The 20,045-nt window shown below is 65.1% G+C and carries 15 protein-coding genes; 8 read left to right on the top strand and 7 right to left on the bottom strand.

What is annotated here, in order from left to right; translation table 11 throughout:
• Positions 1-6 precede the first annotated feature (6 nt).
• The 4 genes from valS to AC1A0G_RS06960 all read right to left on the bottom strand — a co-directional run bounded on the left by valS (position 7) and on the right by AC1A0G_RS06960 (position 5,992).
• Entirely contained in the window at positions 7-2,781 is a 2,775-nt protein-coding gene (valS, locus tag AC1A0G_RS06975) for a valine--tRNA ligase (protein WP_476528480.1), read from the bottom strand.
• A gap of 120 nt (positions 2,782-2,901) precedes the next feature.
• On the bottom strand, positions 2,902-4,446 hold the full coding sequence (locus AC1A0G_RS06970; protein ID WP_476528479.1) for an ABC transporter substrate-binding protein: 1,545 nt from the start codon (positions 4,444-4,446) through the stop codon (positions 2,902-2,904).
• A gap of 104 nt (positions 4,447-4,550) precedes the next feature.
• Positions 4,551-5,207: an endonuclease III gene (gene nth / locus AC1A0G_RS06965; RefSeq protein ID WP_476528478.1), complete on the bottom strand. Its 657-nt coding sequence runs from the start codon at positions 5,205-5,207 to the stop codon at positions 4,551-4,553.
• 17 nt (positions 5,208-5,224) lie between these two features.
• Entirely contained in the window at positions 5,225-5,992 is a 768-nt protein-coding gene (locus AC1A0G_RS06960; protein WP_476528477.1) for a winged helix-turn-helix transcriptional regulator, read from the bottom strand.
• A gap of 270 nt (positions 5,993-6,262) precedes the next feature.
• On the opposite strand from AC1A0G_RS06960, the gene AC1A0G_RS06955 reads away from it, so the two are divergent.
• The gene (locus AC1A0G_RS06955; protein WP_476528476.1) at positions 6,263-6,985 is read left to right on the top strand and encodes a hypothetical protein; all 723 of its coding nucleotides are present in this window, start codon (positions 6,263-6,265) and stop codon (positions 6,983-6,985) included.
• Between the two features lie 50 nt (positions 6,986-7,035).
• Here the strand turns inward: AC1A0G_RS06955 and AC1A0G_RS06950 are convergent, their stop codons facing one another.
• Positions 7,036-7,596: a manganese efflux pump MntP gene (locus AC1A0G_RS06950; protein ID WP_476528475.1), complete on the bottom strand. Its 561-nt coding sequence runs from the start codon at positions 7,594-7,596 to the stop codon at positions 7,036-7,038.
• Between the two features lie 293 nt (positions 7,597-7,889).
• Here AC1A0G_RS06950 and murA point away from each other — a divergent pair, with 293 nt between their 5' ends.
• Positions 7,890-9,218 carry a UDP-N-acetylglucosamine 1-carboxyvinyltransferase gene (gene murA, locus AC1A0G_RS06945; protein ID WP_476528474.1) on the top strand — a complete coding sequence of 443 codons (1,329 nt, stop codon included), beginning with the start codon at positions 7,890-7,892 and terminating at the stop codon, positions 9,216-9,218.
• Between the two features lie 346 nt (positions 9,219-9,564).
• Here murA and AC1A0G_RS06940 read toward each other — a convergent pair whose 3' ends face one another.
• Together AC1A0G_RS06940 and AC1A0G_RS06935 are read right to left on the bottom strand one after the other, a co-directional pair.
• Positions 9,565-10,845, bottom strand: coding sequence for an MFS transporter (locus AC1A0G_RS06940; RefSeq protein ID WP_476528473.1), 1,281 nt, complete (start codon positions 10,843-10,845; stop codon positions 9,565-9,567).
• Positions 10,846-11,271: 426 nt separating this feature from the next.
• The gene (locus tag AC1A0G_RS06935) at positions 11,272-11,940 is read right to left on the bottom strand and encodes a TetR/AcrR family transcriptional regulator (RefSeq protein ID WP_476528472.1); all 669 of its coding nucleotides are present in this window, start codon (positions 11,938-11,940) and stop codon (positions 11,272-11,274) included.
• A 190-nt stretch (positions 11,941-12,130) separates the two neighbouring features.
• Between AC1A0G_RS06935 and AC1A0G_RS06930 the strand changes: the two genes are divergently transcribed.
• From AC1A0G_RS06930 to AC1A0G_RS06905, 6 genes are all read left to right on the top strand, one after another.
• A complete protein-coding gene (locus tag AC1A0G_RS06930) occupies positions 12,131-13,024 on the top strand; it encodes a lysophospholipid acyltransferase family protein (RefSeq protein WP_476528471.1) in 894 nt (297 codons plus the stop codon).
• A gap of 171 nt (positions 13,025-13,195) precedes the next feature.
• On the top strand, positions 13,196-14,191 hold the full coding sequence (locus tag AC1A0G_RS06925; protein WP_476528470.1) for an NAD(P)H-dependent glycerol-3-phosphate dehydrogenase: 996 nt from the start codon (positions 13,196-13,198) through the stop codon (positions 14,189-14,191).
• Between the two features lie 105 nt (positions 14,192-14,296).
• Positions 14,297-14,707, top strand: a complete 411-nt coding sequence (gene gcvH, locus AC1A0G_RS06920) for a glycine cleavage system protein GcvH (protein ID WP_476528469.1) — start codon at positions 14,297-14,299, stop codon at positions 14,705-14,707.
• Positions 14,708-15,006: 299 nt separating this feature from the next.
• Positions 15,007-16,179 (top strand): App1 family protein, encoded by a 1,173-nt coding sequence (locus tag AC1A0G_RS06915; RefSeq protein ID WP_476528524.1) that lies wholly within the window; start codon positions 15,007-15,009, stop codon positions 16,177-16,179.
• 55 nt (positions 16,180-16,234) lie between these two features.
• Positions 16,235-18,796: a S9 family peptidase gene (locus AC1A0G_RS06910; RefSeq protein WP_476528468.1), complete on the top strand. Its 2,562-nt coding sequence runs from the start codon at positions 16,235-16,237 to the stop codon at positions 18,794-18,796.
• Positions 18,797-18,860: 64 nt separating this feature from the next.
• Positions 18,861-19,892: a 3-isopropylmalate dehydrogenase gene (locus AC1A0G_RS06905; protein ID WP_476528467.1), complete on the top strand. Its 1,032-nt coding sequence runs from the start codon at positions 18,861-18,863 to the stop codon at positions 19,890-19,892.
• Positions 19,893-20,045: the final 153 nt, after the last annotated feature.

Genomic DNA, 20,045 nt, shown 5'->3' with positions numbered 1-20,045 from the left:
GAAGTCTTACTTCTTCTTAACAGGCGGCTCGCCGAGTTCGCTGTCTTCGACGATGACGTCGATGGCGGCCTCGGCTTCGGCCTTCGCCTTGGCGGCGGCGTCGACGGCGGCTTCGGCGGTCTCGTGCGCGGCCTTGATCGCGGCGGCGGCGCTCACGAAGGAGATGCGGCCCACCACGCGGCCGGCTTCGGCGATGTCGTTCACGGCGCTTTCCAGCGACTCGCGCACGTCATCGGCCACGCCGAGCTTCACGGACAGGATCGGCGTCTTCATCGAGACCTTGGCCTTCGACTTGATGCCACGCAACGCGGCCAGCGCCTCGCCGGCGTGGGCGAGCAGCTCCGGAGCGACCTTGAACGCGGCGGCCTCGTACACGTCCGGGGTCGGCCATGCGGCGCGGTGCACCGAACCGGCACCCGCGTGCATCCAGCTCCACACCTCTTCGGTCGCGTACGGCAGGTACGGGGCGAGCAGACGCGCGAACGCGTCCAGACCCAAGCCCAGCGTCGTGCGCGCGGACTTGGTCGCGGCCTCGCTCGGCACGTGGCCGGTCGCATCGGCCGTGCCGTACGCACGGTTCTTGACCAGCTCGATGTAGTCGTCGCAGAACTGCCAGAAGTAGCTTTCGATGACCTCAAGCGCCTTGGAGTGCTCGTACGCCTCCATCGCCTCGGTGGCCTGACGCACCACAAGCGCCATCTTCGCCATCGCGGCGCGGTCGAGCGGCTCGGTCACGTCGGCCGGGTTCCACGCGGCGGTGGCGGCGGCACCCACGTGATGGTTCTCGTCCTCGCGGCCGATCGCCAGCGCGAACTTGGTCGCGTTGAGCAGCTTGATCGCCAGACGACGGCCGATCTTCATCTGGCCCTCGTCGTACGTGGCGTCGAGGCCGAGGCGGGCGGAGGCCGCCCAGTAACGCACCGCGTCCGCGCCGAACTGCTCGATCGGCTTGTTCGGCACAACGACGTTGCCCTTGGACTTCGACATCTTCTTGTGATCCGGGTCGAGAATCCAGCCCGAGAGGGTCGCATGCGCCCACGGCAGGCATTTGTTCTCCAGATGTGCGCGGTCGACGGTCGAGAACAGCCAGGTGCGGATGATGTCCTGACCCTGCGGGCGCAGATCCATCGGGAACGTGGCCTTGAAGATGGCCTCGTTCTCCTCGCCCGGCTCGGCCCAGCGCGTCACGATCTGCGGGGTGAGCGACGAGGTCGCCCACGTGTCCATGATGTCCTGCTCGGCGGTGAAGCCACCCGGCACATCACGCTGTTCGGCCGTGTATCCGGCCGGCACATCGATCGTCGGATCGATCGGCAGGATGTCCTCGCTCGGCGTGATCGGGTGATCGTAGTCGGCGGAACCGTCGGCCTTGACCGGATACCACAGCGGGAACGGCACGCCGAAGAAGCGCTGGCGGGAGATCAGCCAGTCGCCGTTGAGGCCATGCACCCAGTTCTCGTAGCGCACGCGCATGAAGTCCGGGTGGAAGTTGAGTTCCTTGCCGCGCTCGATCAGCTCGGCGTTCAGCTTCGGGTCGGTGCCGCCGTTCTTGAGATACCACTGGCGGGAGGTGACGATCTCGAGCGGCTTGTCGCCCTTCTCGTAGAAGTTCGTCATACGCTTGGTCGGCGTCGGCTCGCCGTCCAGATCGCCGGACTCACGCAGGTGGTCGACGATGATCTTGCGCGCGGAGAACGTGGTCTTGCCGGCCGTTTCCGCGAAGATCGCGCGGCCGCCCTCATCCTCGATCCAGTCCGGCGTATCCATGACGATACGGCCGTTGCGCTGGATGATCGAACGGGTCGGCAGGTTCAGATCGCGCCACCACTGCACGTCGGTCACGTCGCCGAAGGTGCAGCACATCGCGATGCCGGCGCCCTTGTCCATCTCGGCGGCCGGATGCGCCAGAATCGGCACCTTCACCTTGAACAGCGGCGAGTACACGTACTGGCCGAAATACTGCTTGTAGCGATCGTCGTCCGGGTTCGCGATCAGCGAGGTGCAGGCCGCGAGCAGCTCCGGACGGGTCGTCTCGATGTAGATCGGCGTGCCGTCCTCGAAACGGAACGCGACCTTGTGGTAGAAGCCCGGGTATTCGCGGCTCTCAAGCTCGGCCTGGGCCACGGCGGTCTGGAACGTCACGTCCCACAGGCCTGGCGCGTCCTTCTGGTACGCCTCGCCGCGCGCGAGGTTGCGCAGGAACGCCTTCTGTGCCACGCGCTGCGGGTGCTCGCCGATGGTGTGGTAGGTCTGCGACCAGTCGATCGACAGGCCGAGGGAACGCCACAGCGCCTCGAACTGCTTCTCGTCCTGCGCCGTGAGCTTCTCGCACAGCTCGATGAAGTTGCGGCGCGAGATCGGCACCTGGTCCTTCGCGTCGATCTTCTTGCCGTCGGTGCCCTCGAACGGCGGCTTGAAATCCGGGTCGTACGGCATGGAGGTGTCCACGCGCACGCCGTAGTAGTTCTGCACGCGGCGCTCGGTCGGCAGGCCGTTGTCGTCCCAGCCCATCGGGTAGAACACGTCGTAGCCGCGCATGCGCTTGTAGCGTGCGATCACGTCGGTGTGCGTGTAGGAGAACACGTGGCCGACGTGCAGGTGGCCGGACACCGTGGGCGGCGGGGTGTCGATCGAGTAGACGGCCTTGCGGTCGCGCGTGTTGTTGAACTTGTACGTGCCCTGCTCGTCCCAGACGGCACGCCACTTGTCTTCCAGACCGTCGACGCCGACCTTGTCGGGCAGCGGGGTCAGGTTTGCGTTGATGATGGTGCTTTCGCTCATACGCGCGATTTTATGCGGCTTAGGTGACAAGGGGTGCGGGCGGGAGCCGATACGGCCTGAGCCGTTGGCGAAGCTGCCGGCGCAGTCATCGTCGCCGGCAGCTCAGACCGACCGCCCGCGTCACTTCGTCGCGAGCTTGGCGAGCGGCAGATACCGGTCGGTCAGGTTCTTCGGATACCCGCTGACCGACGAGGAGGCCGCGACCACGGTTTTCTTCGTGTACAGCCAGTCGCCGGCCGCATCCTCGCTCACGGTCTTCGCGAACGTGCGCAGCCGATCCTGATAGTCCTTGTCGTTCGTCGCGGCCATCGCGTTGGTATACGCGTCCTGCGCCGAACCGTTCGTATACCGGTAGACGTTGTTCGCGGTGCCGTAGGAGGCCGCGTCGTCCTCGCTGTCCGCCACGGTGAGCGCGAACTCGTACTGGCCGTCCTTGATGCGCTGAACGGCCGTCGCATCGTCCACGGTATCGACCTTGATGTCCAGGCCGACCGCCGTCAGCTGATCCGCGATCGTCTTGCCGAGATCCGCATACGATTGCGGCACGACGAAGTCGACCGTACCGAAATACGCGGCGCCGGTCGCGAAGTACGCGATCATGCCGATCGCCTTGGCCTGATCGTACGGGAACAGGTTCGTCAGATCCTCGTATCCGGGTTCCAGCTGGCTGATCGGGCCGCCCAGCGCACCGGCCGAATCGGGCTGCGAGCGCGCGATCGACGCGGCGTCCACCGCATACCGGATCGTCTGTCGCGCCTGCTGGTCGGAGAAGATCGATTCGTTGTCGTTGTTGAACGCGAGCATCACTTTCGCGGTCGACGTGCCGGTCGTCACGGTGAACTTCTGGTCGTTGGTGAACACGTTCGTGCCGTTGGTGCTGGTCGGCAGCGCCATGGTCAGCTTGCCGTCCTTGAGATCGGCGAGCATCGCGTTCTCGTCGGTGTAGTACTTGAGTTCGATGGTGCCGGCGGCCGCCTTCGTGCCCCAGTAGTTGGCGTTGTGCTTGAGCGTGATCGACTTGCCTTTGCTGAACGAGTCCACCGTGAACGGTCCGGAGCCGAGCGCGTCCGTCGCGTAGTCGGGGTTCGCCTGCTGGTCGTAGACGATGCCGGCGCGGCCGGACAGCGCGCGCAGCAGTCGCGGATCGGGCTTGTTCAGCGTGATCTCGAGGGTGGTCGAGTCCGGATTGTTGACCGACTTGAGGCCGGACAGATCGTCGTATCCCTGATATTTGTTCTGCACGATCTGCTGCATCGACCACACCACGTCGGACGAGTCGAGCGCGTGGCCGTTGGAGAAACGCATGCCGGAGTTCAACTTGAACGTGTACGTCAGGCCGTCGCCTGATACGGTCCAGCTTTTCGCGATGCCCGGCTTGAGCGCGTTGTTGTCGTCGCGCGAGACCAGCGTTTCGTAGACGTTGCCGATCAGCGCGCGTTCGACGGCGGTGCTCGCGTCGGTGCGGATGTCGAGCGAGTCGGGGGCGTGCGTCAGTCCCACGGAGATCGAAGTCTGCGGACTGTCCGCGCCGATATTGGGCAGCGTGACGCGGTGCGAGGCGAGAGACCAGACCAGCCATGCGATCAGCGACAGCACGACGGCCGTTGCCACGAACACCAACCACGAACGCAACGCATTGGCGTTGCCGACCTTCTTATGATGCATGCGGCCCAGTCTAGCGAAGGGCGCTCCCTTACGGGGGTGTGCGGCTCGGGAACGTAGTCCGGGAACGTACTTTTGCGACGCGGATCGTGACCGGGAGCGGCGCGCTATGCCGCGGACGGGCATGTGGTGTTGAGCGGGCAGTTGCCGCAGTCCGGCTTGCGGGCATGGCAGACCGCGCGGCCGTGCAGGATCAGTCGGTGGGACAGATCGGTCCACTCCGCGGGCGGAAAACAGGCGCAGATCTCCTTCTCGACCTTGACCGGATCGGATTTCGCGATCCGCCAGTCGCTGCGCCAGCGCAACCGCCCGGTCACGCGCATCACATGCGTGTCCACCGGGAATCCGGGAATACCAAACGCATTGCCGAGCACCACGTTCGCGGTTTTGCGGCCCACTCCCGGCAAGGTGGTCAACTCGTCCATCGTGCGCGGCACCACGCCGGCGAAATCACGGTCGAGCGCGGTGGCCAGCCCCAGCAGATGCTGCGTCTTCGAACGGAAGAAGCCGAGCGGGCGAATGATGTCCTCGACCTGTTCGGGATTGGCCGCGGCCAGCGTGTGCGCGTCCGGATATGTGGAGAACAGGGTCGGCGTGACCGAATTGACGCGCTTGTCGGTGGTCTGGGCGCTCAGGACCGTGGCGACGAGCAGTTCGAAGGGATTAGTGAAATTCAGGGCGCATTTGGGTGCGGGAATCTCCTCGCACAATATGGCGTATTCGGCGTGCATGCGATCCAGACGCGCCTGTTTCGATTCGCGCATCGTGCGATCCGCTCCGATCAGTTCTTGTCGGCTGATGCGGCCGGAGCGGGGCCGGCACCGGCTTCCGCCTCGTCTTCGGGCGGGTCGAAACGGTAGCCGACGTTGCGCACGGTGCCGATGAGATGCTCGTATTCGCCGCCGAGCTTGGCGCGCAGACGACGGATGTGCACGTCGACCGTGCGGGTGCCGCCGTAATAGTCGTAGCCCCACACTTCCTGCAGCAGCTGGGCGCGGGTGAACACGCGGCCCGGATGCTGCACGAGGTACTTGAGCAGCTCGAATTCCTTGTATGCAAGATCGATCGGATGGCCGTGCAGGGATGCGGTGTAGCCGTTCGTGTCGACCACGAGATCGCCGGAACGGATCTGGCCGTCCGCGTTTACGGTGCCCGGCTCGCTGGCGCCGGCGGTTCCGTTCGCGCTGGCGCCGAGCGGGGAGTTGCCGCGTTCGGACACGAGCCGCAAGCGGCCCTCCACCTCGGCGGGGGACGCGGAGGAGACCACCACGTCGGCGATGCCCCACGTGGAGTTGACCACCGTGAAGCCGCCTTCGGTGAGCACCAGCACGATCGGCGTGGACAGGCCGGACGCGTGGATGAGCCGGCACAGGGTCTTCGCCGTGGCCAGATCGTCGCGCGCGTCGAGGAACAGGATCGTGTTCTCCGGCATTTTCACGAGACTTGCGGCATCCATCGGCAGTACGCGGACACGGTGCGACAGCAGGGCGAGCGACGGCAGTACGGTCGCGGGATCGGCCGCGAACGTCATCAGCGTAAGATCCGTCACTGTTCGCCCCCTTTTATATAGATACGACAGAGATAACGTTCACATGACGTTACCCCGTATCGTAATGGGTTTCACGATTTCCACATATTGTATGCGCACGATGTGGACACGGCCGCGAGACTTTGCGTGGGTTGCCGGGATGGGACGGTTTGGCGGACCGGGACGTAGGATATGGTGCAGGAGTTGTTTTTGTGAGATCAGCTTGCGGCGGCAGCGGCTGGCCTACTTTGCTGGGCTTGGGCGATGGTGCGCGGGCGGAGGAGCGTGTCTATGAGTGAGCAGCGTGGCGCTGGGGCGAATGTGGCGGTTGGCGCGGGTGCCCCGTTCCCGAGTGCGTATACGGCCGGTTTCGCGGTGCTGGCCGCGATGCCATTGCTGGTGCTGGCCGCGGGCGGTGCCGGTGCGGTCGGCCTAGCGGTGTGGACGGCCGTGCTGATGATCGCGTTCGTCGTGTGTTCGCCGTTGCGTGACGGCGTGGCCGGGCATGTGATCGCGGTGGTGGCCGGCGTGCTGTCGTTCGTGGCGGTGTTCACGGGCTGGCTGACGTTCGGCTGGGTCGACGAGCTTGCCGATGATGCGCCGACGTCGGTGGGCAACGAGATGACGTGGTTCGTCGGCGTCGGGGGTCTCTTGGTCGCGTTGATCGTCGTCTCGTTCGCCCGTCAGATGGCCCGCGCCGAACGTTCGCATCTGATCCGCGGACTGTCGCATACCGTGATCGAAGGCGTCGCGCTCATCGCAGCGCCGGGATGGCTGTTTCTGCCCGACTTCATGGCGGCGCCCGATATGGGTGCCGGCAATACGGCGATGATCGTGCTGACGGCCGTCGTGATCCTGCTGTTCATCGGATTGGCCGTCGCCGCGAACTGGTGGATGGCCGAAGCCGATCCGGACGAGCATGCGCGTGCGCCGTGGCTCGGCATCGTCGTGCTGCCGGCGTTGCTGACCGGCGCGCTGATTCCCGCCGCCACGATCCTGGCCTCGATCGCATAGAAAAAACGCTCCCCAACGGGAGCGTTTTTTGATTGGAAAAGGCGAAACGACTAGAGCACGCCGAGGTGCTCGAGCAGCACCTTCAGTCCGATCAGGATCAGCACCACGCCGCCGGCGATCTGCGCCGGCTTCTGCCAACGCGAGCCGAACATGCGGCCGATATACAATCCCGCGGCCGAGAACGCGCCGGTCGTGATGCCGATCGTGATCACCGACGACCACACATCCACCTTCATGAACGCGAAGCTCACGCCCACCGCGAACGCGTCGATGCTGCACGCCACGGCCAGCGGCAGCATGTGCTTCCAATCGAACTCCGCGGTCTCCTTCGCGTTCTCCTCGTCCTCCTCGAACGCCTCGTGGATCATGTTGCCGCCGATGAACGCGAGCAGCGCGAAGATGATCCAGTGATCGACCGCGGTCACGTAGTGCGCGAACGTCTTGGCGAAGAAGAAGCCGAGCAGCGGGAACAGGGCCTGGAAGCCGCCGAACCACAATGCGGTCTTGAACGCGTCGACGCCGCGCAGCTTGCGTACGGTCAAACCTTTGCCGATGGACACGGCGAATGCATCCATGGATACGGACAGGGCGATAAGAAATGTCTGCAACATAGCTGGTTCATACAAGGTTCATCCCGCCGGTCTCCCCATGGGATGGGCCTCGACGGGATACGTGTATCCGCCTACGCCTAGGGGTACCGACACTGAGAACTGCCGGGCAGCCAGCCGGGCTTTGAATCCGAAGCGAATGCTGTTCGCATGTCGTCAATTACGAGAGATCACTATACACCGTTTTTCGGCTAGCAGCGTCTTTCACGGGGTGCGCACATACCTTGTGGCAAACTGTTGGATAGTCAGGCGGGCGCACGCCCGCCGTTAGTGGCGCGAGATTGAAAGAGGTCAGCGTGGTCAAGGATCCGAAGGACGATATCCTGCATGTCGAGGGCGGCAAGCCCCTCAACGGCACCATCAAGGTGCGCGGCGCGAAGAACTTCGTCAGCAAGGCGATGGTCGCGGCCCTGCTTGCGCCCGGCAAGTCGGTCTTGAAGAACGTGCCCGAGATCCGCGACGTGCATGTCGTGTCCGATCTGCTGCGCCTGCACGGCGTGGACGTGGACGTGGACGGCAAGAACGGCATCGTGACGATCGACGCGACCCATGTGCAGCTTGCGGACGTGGCCGACGTGGACACGCTGTCCGGCTCGTCGCGCATCCCGATTCTGTTCTCCGGGCCTTTGGTGCATCGTCTCGGCGAGGCGTTCATCCCGGCGCTCGGCGGCTGCGCGATCGGCGGTCGCCCGATTGACTTCCATCTGGAGACGTTGCGCAAGCTCGGCGCGACCGTCGACAAGGAACACAAGGACGGCATCCACATCTCCGCGCCCGACGGACTGCACGGCGCGAAGATCCACCTGCCGTACCCGTCCGTCGGCGCGACCGAGCAGACGCTGCTCGCGGCCGTGCTCGCCGAAGGCAAGACCGAACTGTCCGGCGCGGCCATCGAACCGGAGATCATGGATCTGGTCGCCGTCTTGCAGAAGATGGGCGCGATCATCTCCGTCGATGTGGACCGCACGTTCCGCATCGAAGGCGTCAGGCAGCTCAAGGGCTTCACGCACACGGCCCTGACCGACCGCATCGAGGCCGCCTCGTGGGCCGCGGCGGCGCTCGCCACGCGCGGCGACATCTTCGTCAAGGGCGCCACCCAGCCGGAGATGATGACCTTCCTTAACGTGTTCCGCAAGGTCGGCGGCGAATTCGACGTGACCGACAAGGGCATCCGCTTCTGGCATCCGGGCGGGGACTTGAAGCCGGTCGCCATCGAAACCGACGTGCACCCTGGCTTCATGACCGACTGGCAGCAGCCGCTCGTCGTGGCCCTGACGCAGGCGAACGGCCTGTCGATCGTGCACGAAACCGTGTACGAGAACCGCTTCGGCTTCACCAAGCCGCTCGTGCAGATGGGCGCGACGATCCAGCTGTACCGCGAATGCCTCGGATCGCTGCCGTGCCGCTTCCAGCAGCGCAACTACAAGCATTCCGCGGTCATCTTCGGACCGACCCCGCTGACCGGCCGCGACATCGACGTGCCGGATCTGCGCGGCGGCTTCTCGCACCTGATCGCGGCGCTCGCGGCCTCCGGCCCGTCGAACGTGCAGGGCATCTCGCTCATCGACCGCGGCTATGCGGACTTCCGCGGCAAGCTCGAGGCGCTCGGCGCGGACTTCGACTGATCGCTTCTGAGCTCATGATGGCCGGCATCCGGATTGTTGTTCCGGGTGCCGGCCATTTTTTATTGCTGACCGTACTGGGGCGGGGCGATTCGGTGAGGATATCCGGAAGCTGCCCCGCGGAATGGGTGTGTAGCGGGGTGGTTCGTTCATGATATCCGGAAGCTGCCCCGCTGGTGCGGGTCTGTGCGGGGTCGATTCGTTACGTCATCTGGGAGTTGCCCCGCAAAACGCATGCTTTCCGGGGCAACTCCCGGACGAGTTCCGTGATATGCACCGCGGGGCGGGCCGTACCCGGGGCCGAACGCCGGTGACTTCCCGGAACTGCCCCGCAGGAAGTGTTGTCGGCTCAGGAATCGAGCCGCTTGGCGATGGGGATGACGGCCAGCGCGCCTATCGCCAGCGCGGCGGCCGAGGCGAGCAGCACCGCCGCGACCGGGAAGCGGTCATAAGCCCAGCCGTACAGCATTTGGCCAAGCGGCTGGGCGCACATGCACAGCGCGGAGAACATCGCCATCACCTTGCCGGTCATCGCCTCCGGCGTGCTCAGTTGGATCGCCGGTATGGCGATCAGGTTCGTGAAACAGGCCGCGATCACCGCCGCGCACATGCCGGCCACCAGCACCGCGAGCCGCGTTTCCGGGCCGAGCGGCAGCAGGAATACGAGGCCTTGCGGCAGTGTGGTCAGTGCGAACATGGCGGTCGCGGCCGGCAGATGGCGCACGGCGAGACGTGCGGCGAACAGGCCTGCGAGAAACGCGCCGGCCACGCCCGCCACGCCGACCAATCCGTCGGCGATGCCGTAGACGGTCGCGTCGAATCCAAGCACGGTGCGGATCGTGTACGGGAACCCGACCGCGGAATAGCCGATCGTGACGAAGTTGATCGCCGCCGCATACAGCGCCAGATGGAACACGGCCGGCCGGTCATGGGTCAGGAACCGCAGTCCGGCCTTGAGATCCTCGACCGGCGTGGGCAGCCGGTCGCCGTCGACCGTACGGTTGGGCGCGGCGAGACGGATGAAGCATTCGAGCGCGGCTGCCGCGGCGAAACTCGCGATCGTGACCGCCATCATCACGCGGATGCCGACCATCGCATACAACACGCCGCCGAGGAAGCTTGGCAGCAGGGAACTTAGCTGCTGCACCTGATTGATGACGGCCATCGCGCGTCGCATGGTCGCCGGGCCATGCGCGCGGAACATCTGGGGGAGCGCGGCCTGAACGGTCGGCGTCTCGAATGCGCCGAGCACGGCGAGCAGCACCTGCATGACGGCGATCGCGGCGATGTCGAACCCGATGACGGCGAAGACGAGCGCGCTGGCGAGCACGAGCGCGGCGGATGCGGCGTCGAGCGCGACCATGATCGTGCGGCGGTTCATCCGGTCGGCCAGCACGCCACCGAACGGGGAGAGGATGATCGTCGGGATGATCGATACGGCGAGAATCGTGGCGAATGTGGTGGCCGAACCGGTTTCGTCAAGCACCCACATCGACATCGCGAAGCGCAGCATCATGTTGCCGAACAGCGAGATACCCTGCCCGGCGACGAGCAGAATGAAGTCGCGCGAAAGGAGCGGGAAATGGGATGGGTTCGGCCGGGTGCGGTCTGAATCGTTGTTGATGGTCATGATGAATTCCTTGGGTGAGTCGGTTTTCATACCGACCGACGGTATGAAAAAGATCGTTGATATGCGACCGCAGGAGGTTGATATTGCTGAGATTGGTGTGAAACGGATTGGGCGGGCTGCCGGGCGATTCCGGATTCCGGTGCGCATTAAGGAATCGTCAAGGCCTCGATATCGGTCGCGATTATTTCCGGATAGCAGCCGCGTCGTCCGAGAACAGTTGCGCTGGGCGGTTGCCACCGCAACTATTTCCAGAAAACAAGGGTTGTTCCCGAGAATAGTCGTGCTGAGATCGTCCCAACGCAACTATTTCCGGATGAAAGGGAAGATTTCCGGAAATAGTTGCGTTGGGATGGGTTCAGTGCGGTTGTTCCCGGAGGGATGGGGTTGCGCCCCGGGATGGCTGCGCCGGCAAGTGGTTGAGAGCGATTAACTGGGATGTCGATCGGGGTGCGGGGAGTCAAAGGCGGCGTAGAGTCGCGTGGTAAGGCGGATGAGCTCGTCGTCGAAGACCGGCACATGGATCGCGTCGAGCATCGTGGCGAGGCAGCGGATGCGGTGCTCGAGCTGGGCGGCGGTGGCGGGGTAGAAGTGCGGCAGCAGCCAGTAGTTGGTGAGTAGCGCGAGCATCTCCGCGGCCTCCTGCGGGTATTCGGTCGGAATCGACTCATCGTGCACACCTTCGTCGATGAGCGGTCGGAAATGCTTGGGCAGCTCGGTCGACCAGAACCGCATGTTGTCGGTGAAGTACGTCGGATCATCCAGCAGCGGCATCGCCACGCGGTTGATGTCGCGATGGCTTTCGTCGGATGCGGACAGTTTGAACAGTTCGCGGATCTTGTGCAACCCGTCGAGATCCTCGCGTTCGAAGACGGCCTTGCTCTGGTCGCCGATGCGGCGCGCGTCATCGTCGCCGAGCCGGTCGAGAATCGCCTGTTTCGACTTGAAATGGTGGTAGATCGCGCCCTTCGACAGATCGCCGAGCCGGTCGACGATGTCTTGGACGGAGGTCTTCTCGTACCCTTGTTCCATGAACAGCTCGCGGGCGGCGTCGAGGATGCGCCGTTCGGTCACCTCGGGGTGTGCGTTGCGTGCCATCGTTGCCTCATTTCTGCCGGCGACCTGACCTGCTGAATGGTTTGATCAGTTGCCGTGCCGCCATCATTATACATACCGTCGGTCGGTATGTATAATTCGACGCGCTCTGTTTGATGTCGCCGGTGTGATGGCGAACACGGCCGGCGATGCTATATCGCCGTCGTTCGTGGGTTGCGGCACAATAGGGCACATGGCATCCAAAGGAAAACCGTCGCCGCGATCCGCGGTCAAGCCGCTCTCCAACGAGCAGGTGGCCCGGCTCGCCAAGCGGCATCATCTGGTCGACCCGATGCGCGACCTGCCGACCGGTCCGAACCGGCGCATCAACCAGCCGGAAATCGACGCGCAGCATCCCAAGGGAACGAAACGCCTGCTCAAGGGCGTCGACGTCGTCTTCAACGCCAGCTGCAAGACGCTCGCGTGGGGACTCGACAACATTCCGGAAACCGGGCCGTTCATCACCGCGGCCACGCACGTGACGATGTTCGACGTGTTCGTGCCGATGGCGAGCCTGTTTCACATGGGTCGTCGCCCGCGGTACATGGCCAAGGCCGAGATGGCGCACTGGCCGTTGATCGGCAAATGGTTCCAGATCGTCGGCATGCAACCCGTCCAGCGCCGCTCCGGCAAGGCCAAGGCAATCGAGGAAACGTCGATCGAGATCCTCACCTCCGGTCGGCCGCTCACCGTATGGCCGGAGGGCACGGTGACGCGCGACCCGAAGAAATGGCCGATGAGCATGAAGAACGGCGTCGGCGTGATCGCGCTCGAGGCCTCGCGCCGTCTCGGGACTCAGATTCCGCTGTTCTGCGCGGTGACGTGGGGCGCGGCCAGCATCAATCACTGGTGGCCGTGGCCGCGCAAGAACGTGGTCATGTGCTACGACACGCGGCTTGATTATGCCGATCTGCTGGAAGGCAGCGATGCGTGGGCCGAGGGGATCGACGGTGTGCCTCAGGCGGCCGCCGACGAGCTGACCCGGCGGATTCGCGTGCGCATGACCGAGATCATGGCAGAGATCCGCGGCGAGGACGCGCCCGACGGGTACTGGGACTACCGGACGATGAGCCGGGTGAAGGGGTGAAACCGCTTTCTCGGCTCCCCTTGTCAGGGGAGCTGTCGGCCGTGGGCCGGCTGAAGGGCAGTCGGTAGTTTGGCGTTCCGAAGCGTTGACACGCCCCCAGTCAGCTGCGCTGACAGCCCCCTCAACTGAGGGGCCAAGAATCTATAGGAATGAGATATAAGGAGAAACGGTATGAAGATTACGGTATTGGGTGCGGGAGCTTGGGGCACCGCCTTCGGGCAGGTGCTGGCTGATGCGGGTAACGACGTGACCATGTGGGCCATCGAGCCGGAGATCGTCGAAGGCATCCGCGACCACCATCACAACGGCGTGCGTCTGCCGTCCGTCGAGAAACTGCCCGACAACATGACCGCCACCGGCGACCGCGCCGAAGCCGTCAAGGACGCCGAGATCGTCGTCGTCGCCATCGCCGCGCAGTTCGCCCGCGTCGCGCTCGCCGAGTTCAAGGACCTCATCCCGTCCGACGCGATCGTCGTCAGCCTCATGAAGGGCATCGAACGCACCACCTCCAAGCGTATGGACGAGGTCGTGCGCGAGGCCCTCGACCTGCCGGTCGAACGCTTCGCCGCCGTCTCCGGCCCGAACCTGAGCAAGGAGGTCGCCGACCGCCAGCCGGCCGCCACCGTCGTCGGCTGCGTCGACCTCGACAACGCGCGCAAGGTCGCCAAGGCCTGCACCAACAGCTATTTCAAGGCGTTCGTCACCCGCGACGTCATCGGCCTCGAGATGTGCGGCTCGCTCAAGAACGTGACCGCGCTCGCCGTCGGCATGGCTCGCGGCGCCGGCTACGGCGAGAACACCGCCGCTATGATCGAAACCCGCGGACTTGCGGAACTGACCGCCCTCGGCAAGGCCGCCGGCGCCGACGTCAAGACCTTCTCCGGCCTCGCCGGCGTGGGCGACATGACCGCCACCTGCGGCTCCCCGCTGAGCCGCAACTACACGTTCGGCGCGAACCTCGGCAAGGGCCTGAGCGTCGAGGAGGCCACCAAGGCCAGCAACGGCGTGGCCGAAGGCGTGCCCACCACCGACGCGGTCGTCGCGCTCGGCAAGGAGTTCGGCGTGGCCACGCCGCTGGCCTACGCGATGAGCCGCGTGCTCGCGGACGGCATCTCCTGCCAGGAGATGCTCGGCCTGCTGTTCGGCGACGAGATCACCGAAGAGTAGTCGCAGAACGGTTATACGGTCGTGGCGCGATGCAACGAACGACGAAGCGCCGCGACCGTTCGCAATCCCATCCACATCGCAACCATCGCACGAAAGGAGACGCCCATGAGCGACGTCAACGACACCGACACCCCCGAGAACCTCGATATTCCCGACCACCTGTCGTATTCCGAAGAACACGCGTGGGTCGACGAATCCGCCTCGCCGGCGATCATCGGCATCACCGAATACGCGGCCGAGCAGATGGGCGAACTCGTGTTCGTCGACCTGCCCGAGCCGGGCGACCGCGTGGAATCCGGCGACGAGATCGTCGAACTCGAGTCGTCCAAGGCCGTCCAGCCACTGGTCAGCCCCGTCTCCGGCACCGTCAGGTACGTGAACCGCGAGGCGTCCGACGATCCGAGCATCATCACCGGCGACCCGTACGGCGAGGGATGGCTGCTCAAGATCGAACTGGACGACGACGAGCCGGATCTGCTCACCGCCGAGGAGTACGCCAAGATCGTCCGTTCCTGACCTCTCTGTGCCGCCGCATTGTTCGCCGAGCCGACTATGTCATGTCGACCGAGCGAAGCGAGTGGAGACATCCTGTGATGCCCGTCTGCATGAAAGATGTCTCCACTCGCTTCGCTCGGTCGACATGACACGGTTCGTGACAACATGCATATTCAGCTTGTGTGACGGTTCTGTAAAGAAAACTCGGATATCGGCCGGCGTATAGTGGAGGCATGAGCAGGATACAGCAGCATGCGACGGGGCTTGCCCCGAACGACGACCCGCGCGGCCGCGCGGACGCCGGCGCGGACGCCGACGACATGGCGACCGTGCCGATCCCCGCGCGCAAGGTCGTCACGACGTTCGACGCCGCGTCGAAACACGAGCGCATCGAAAACAAGCCGATCCTCGTGCGCGTCGCCCGCCGCGCCATCACGCGCGCGTTCGGCGCGTGGCTGCGTTTCTCCACGCCGATCGTCACCGGCTGGGGATGGTATCCGAACATCGAACCGTACGTCGGATACGGCACCGAAAACTACTCGCGACTGATCTGCCGCACGGTCTACGCGCCGGCCAACGCCCGCAGCGGCGAACTGACGCGCGGCATCCGCGGCATGCTCGCCATCCCCGCGCCGCATCGTCAGGTGCGCATCGCCATCGACGACATGCCGTTGGAAACCGTGCAGGTCGGCCAATCCGAAACCTACGACCGATTCGACCGCACGCGCGGCACGAACAGTGAATACGCGATCTCCGACACGAGCGGCTACCTCGACCTCGTGGCCGAGCACCGTCTCGAACCGGGCGTGCACCGCGTCACCTATCAGGTCGAACGCCGTCGGCCCGTCTCCGCGAACCTGTTCACGATCCCGGCGAGCGCCAAAATCGGCATCATCTCCGACGTGGACGACACCATCATGATCACGCAGGCGCCCACATTGTGGAAGGCCCTGTACAACCTGCTGTTCCTCAACCCGAAGAAGAAGGCCTCCGTGCCGGGCATGAGCGTGCTGTTCACCAAACTCGCCGACCTGTACCCGGATGCGCCGTTCTTCTACCTGTCCACCTCGCCGTGGAACGTGGAAAGCTCGATCCGCAACTTCATCATCGATCATGGGTTCCCGGAGGGTCCGCTACTGCTGCGCGACCTTGATCCGCGGCCCAAGACATTCATTCCGACCGGTCCGCAGCACAAGCTCGAGTTCGCCGAACAGCTCATGGCCGACTTCCCGGACATGAAGTTCATCCTGATCGGCGACGACGGGCAGAAGGACCCGACAACGTATGCAACGATCACGCGACGCTATCCGGGGCGCGTGATCGCGATCGGCATCCGCCAGCTGTCCCCGCGCGAATACTCGCCGCTGTCGTCGGTGGTGGGCACCACGTCCACCCAGCCGATGCCCGTGACCGACGTGCCCGTGTTCACCGGCACGACCGGCGCGAACCTCATGAAGACCATGCTGCCATATCTCAAGCAACATGTGATCTGATGCGGGCGGCCGGTCCGACACGTCAGGTTCCAGCCGGTCACTACAATGGGCGATCATGACCGACGAAGAGCAGTTTGCCGAAGCCGCCGCAATGCCGCAGCCCCCGGCAGCCAAACGAATCCCGCACGAGCGCACGTTCCACGGCGACACATTCACCGACCCGTACGAATGGATGCGCGACAAGGACTCGCCCGACGTGCGCGAGTACGTCGCCGCGCAGAACAAGTACTGCGACGCGCGCATGGCAGGGCTTGCGGGACTGCGGTCGACGCTGTTCGGCGAGCTCAAGTCGCGCATCCAGCAGACCGACATGTCCGTGCCGACGCGCATGAACGGCTACTGGTACTTCGCTCGCACTGTCGAAGGACAGCAGTACGGCCTGCAATGCCGCATGCCGGTGCGCGGCGAGGACGACTGGGAGCCGCCGCAGGTCGACGCGGCGAGCGAGCCCGGCTCGCTGCCCGGCGAACAGATCATCTTCGACGCGAACCGCGAATCGCAAAGCCATGACTTCTTCCGGCTCGGCGGCCTTGAGCTGAGCCGCGACGGGCGGTGGATGCTGTACGGCGTGGACACGAGCGGCGACGAGCGCTACGATTTCCGCATCCGCGACCTCGACACCGGCGAGGAGCTGCCCGACCTGCTGGAGGGCATCGGCGGCGCGAGCCTGACGCCGGACGGCAAGTGGGTGTTCTACGTGCTGGTGGACGATGCGTGGCGGCCGTACGCGGTGCGTCGTCATCAGGTCGGCACGCCGGTCGAACAGGATGTGGAGGTCTACCGCGAGGACGACGAGCGGTTCTGGGTCGGCGTGGGCATGAGCTTCGACGAACGCAACATCGTGATCGGCACCGGTTCCAAAACCTCGACCGAAGTGTGGATGCTGCCGATGGAGACGCCAGAAGGCGAGTTCTCGGTGTTCATTCCGCGGCAGGCCGACATCGAATACGATGTCAGCTTCGCCTGTTTCGAGGGAGCGGGGGAGCGTGGCGAGGACATTCCGCTGGCGATCGTCTACCACAACGCGTCCAATCCGAACTTCGAGATCGACGTGATCGACATGCGATCGCACAAGCCGCCGTACCGGCTCGGCGAAGGCGTGCGCGTGGCGGTCGGCTCGCCGTACGGCTGCGAGCGCGGCGACGAATTCGAGCCGGGCGCGAGCATGCGTCGCATCGGCGAGGCGTATTTCAACCCGGTCAATCCGGCCGTGCTGCAGGGCGCGCACGGTCTGGCGATCGAAGGCATCGCGATGTACCGGCATTTCGTGTCGCTGGCCTACCGCACGGACGGTCTGCCGCGCGTGGCGATCATGACGAAGGAACGGGCGGCGGCCGATTTTCTCGCCGGTCGTCCATGGGCGTTTCGCGAACTGACGCCGCCCGCGTTGGACGGCGACTGGGACGCCGATCTGGACGCCGACGACCTGGAGACGGCGGCGTCGATAAGCGGCGACGATGCGGCCGGTCCGCATCCGCATCGCGATGCGTCGGCTGGGACAGGCGACGCGTCCGGTGACGGCGCGGCCGATCTGACCGACTCGCGCGAGCCGCGGATGGTCGACACGTGGGACGGCGCGGCCGACGATCTGCTGCCCGGCGAGACGCGGAGGCTGTATTCGATCGGCTCGGCCGGCAACCCCTCGTATGACGCGCCGCGCATGCGTTACTCGTTCTCGAGCTACACGCGGCCGGGCGAACTGCACGACATCGACCCGGCGAGCGGCGAGGACCGGCTGCTCAAGCGCGCCACCGTGCTCGGCGACTTCGATCCGCGCGACTATATGGAGCGTCGCGTGTGGATCACCGCGCGCGACGGCGAACAGATCCCGGTGTCGCTCGCGTGGCGGCGCGACATTCCGGTCTCCGGCTCGGCGATGTTCATCATCGGCTACGGCGCGTACGAGATCAGCTCCGATCCGGGATTCTCGGTGTCCAGGCTGAGTCTGCTCGACCGCGGCGTGCTGTACGCGGTGCCGCACATCCGCGGCGGCGGCGAGATGGGCCGAGCATGGTACGAGCAGGGGCGGCGGCTCAACAAACGGCATTCGTTTGAGGATTTCGTGGACGCGACCGTCGCGCTGCAGGAGGCCGGACTGGCCGACCGACGGCGCACCGTGGCGAACGGCGGCTCGGCCGGCGGCCTGCTGATGGGCGCGGTGGCGAACCTTGCTCCGGACCGGTATGCGGGCATCGAGGCGGACGTGCCGTTCGTGGACGCGTTGACGTCGATTCTCGACCCGTCGCTGCCGCTGACCGTGACCGAATGGGACGAGTGGGGCGATCCGCTGCACGATGCGGACGTGTACCGGTACATGAAGTCGTATACGCCGTACGAGAACGCGCCGGACGCGGACGGCGAGGTGCCGTGGCGGCGCGACGAGAACGGGAAGCCGGTGTTTCCGAAGCTGTTCGTGACCACGTCGATGAACGATACGCGCGTGCTGGTTGTCGAGCCGCTCAAATGGGTGGCGCGATTGCAGGCGGCCGGCGTGGACGCGATCGTCAAGATCGAGGTCGAGGCCGGGCATGGCGGCACCACCGGGCGCTACAAGCAGTGGGAGGAGGTCTCCTACGAGAACGCGTGGTGCCTGAGCGTGATGAGCATCCTGCACTGAGCCCGTGTCCACAGGCTGAGCGGTTCGCGGCCGGCCTGTGGTCGCGCGTGTAGTCTCGCGTGCTATGAGCAAGACATACACAATCGCCGTGATCGCCGGCGACGGCATCGGCAAGGAAGTCACTCCGTGGGCGCAGAAGGCCCTCGAAAAGGCCGCCGAAGGCGTGGCCGACTTCACCTACGAACCCTTCGACCTCGGCGCGGAACGCTACCTGCGTGACGGCGCGATCCTGCCCGACGACGAGCTGGAACGCATCAAGAAGACCGACGCGATCCTCTTGGGCGCGGTCGGCGACCCGCGCATCAAGGCCGGCATCCTCGAACGCGGTCTGCTCCTGAAGCTGCGTTTCGCGCTCGACCAGTACGTGAACCTGCGTCCGTCCAAGCTGTACAAGGGCGTCACCTCGCCGCTCGCCAACCCGGGCGACATCGACTTCGTCGTCGTGCGCGAAGGCACCGAGGGCCTGTACTGCGGCGCGGGCGGCGCGGTCCGTCGCGGCACCCCGCAGGAGGTCGCCACCGAGGTGTCCATCAACACGGCGTATGGCGTCGAACGCGTCGTGCGCTACGCCTTCGAGCTGGCCATGAAGCGCCGCAAGCACATCACGCTCGTGCACAAGAAGAACGTGCTCGTCAACGCGGGCGACATGTGGCAGCGCATCATCGACAAGGTCGGCGAGGAGTACCCGGAGGTCACGCACGACTACTCCCACATCGACGCGGCCACCATCTACCTTGTCTCCGACCCGTCCCGCTTCGACGTGATCCTCACCGACAACCTCTTCGGCGACATCCTCACCGACGAGGCCGGCGCGGTTGTCGGCGGCGTCGGCTACTCGGCGTCCGGCTGCATCAACGCGTCCAACGAATACCCGTCCATGTTCGAGCCGATCCACGGTTCCGCCCCGGACATCGCCGGCAAGGGCATCGCGAACCCGACCGCCGCGATCCTGTCCGCCGCGATGCTGCTTGAGCACCTCGGCTTCGACGCTGCGGCCAAGAAGATCCACGCCGCCGTGGAAGCTGACATCGAGGAACTCGGCTCCACCCAGCGCACCACCGATCAGGTCGGCGAGGACATCCTCGCCCGCATCTGACGGATTCGCGTGACCATTGCGCAGTACAGCGAGGTGCCTCATTTGAAAATGAGCGCGTAATCCGGAGTGGTGCCTCACCTGTGGTGAGCGTGAAATCCTAGTCCGCGTCGGCTTGTGGGGTTTCGTCGTCTTCCGGTTCGACGCCCGCGATCC

The organism is Bifidobacterium sp. LH_230 (genome assembly GCF_056357555.1).
Note: the sequence above shows the minus strand (reverse complement) of the source record. Positions and strands in the feature narration are given on the sequence as shown.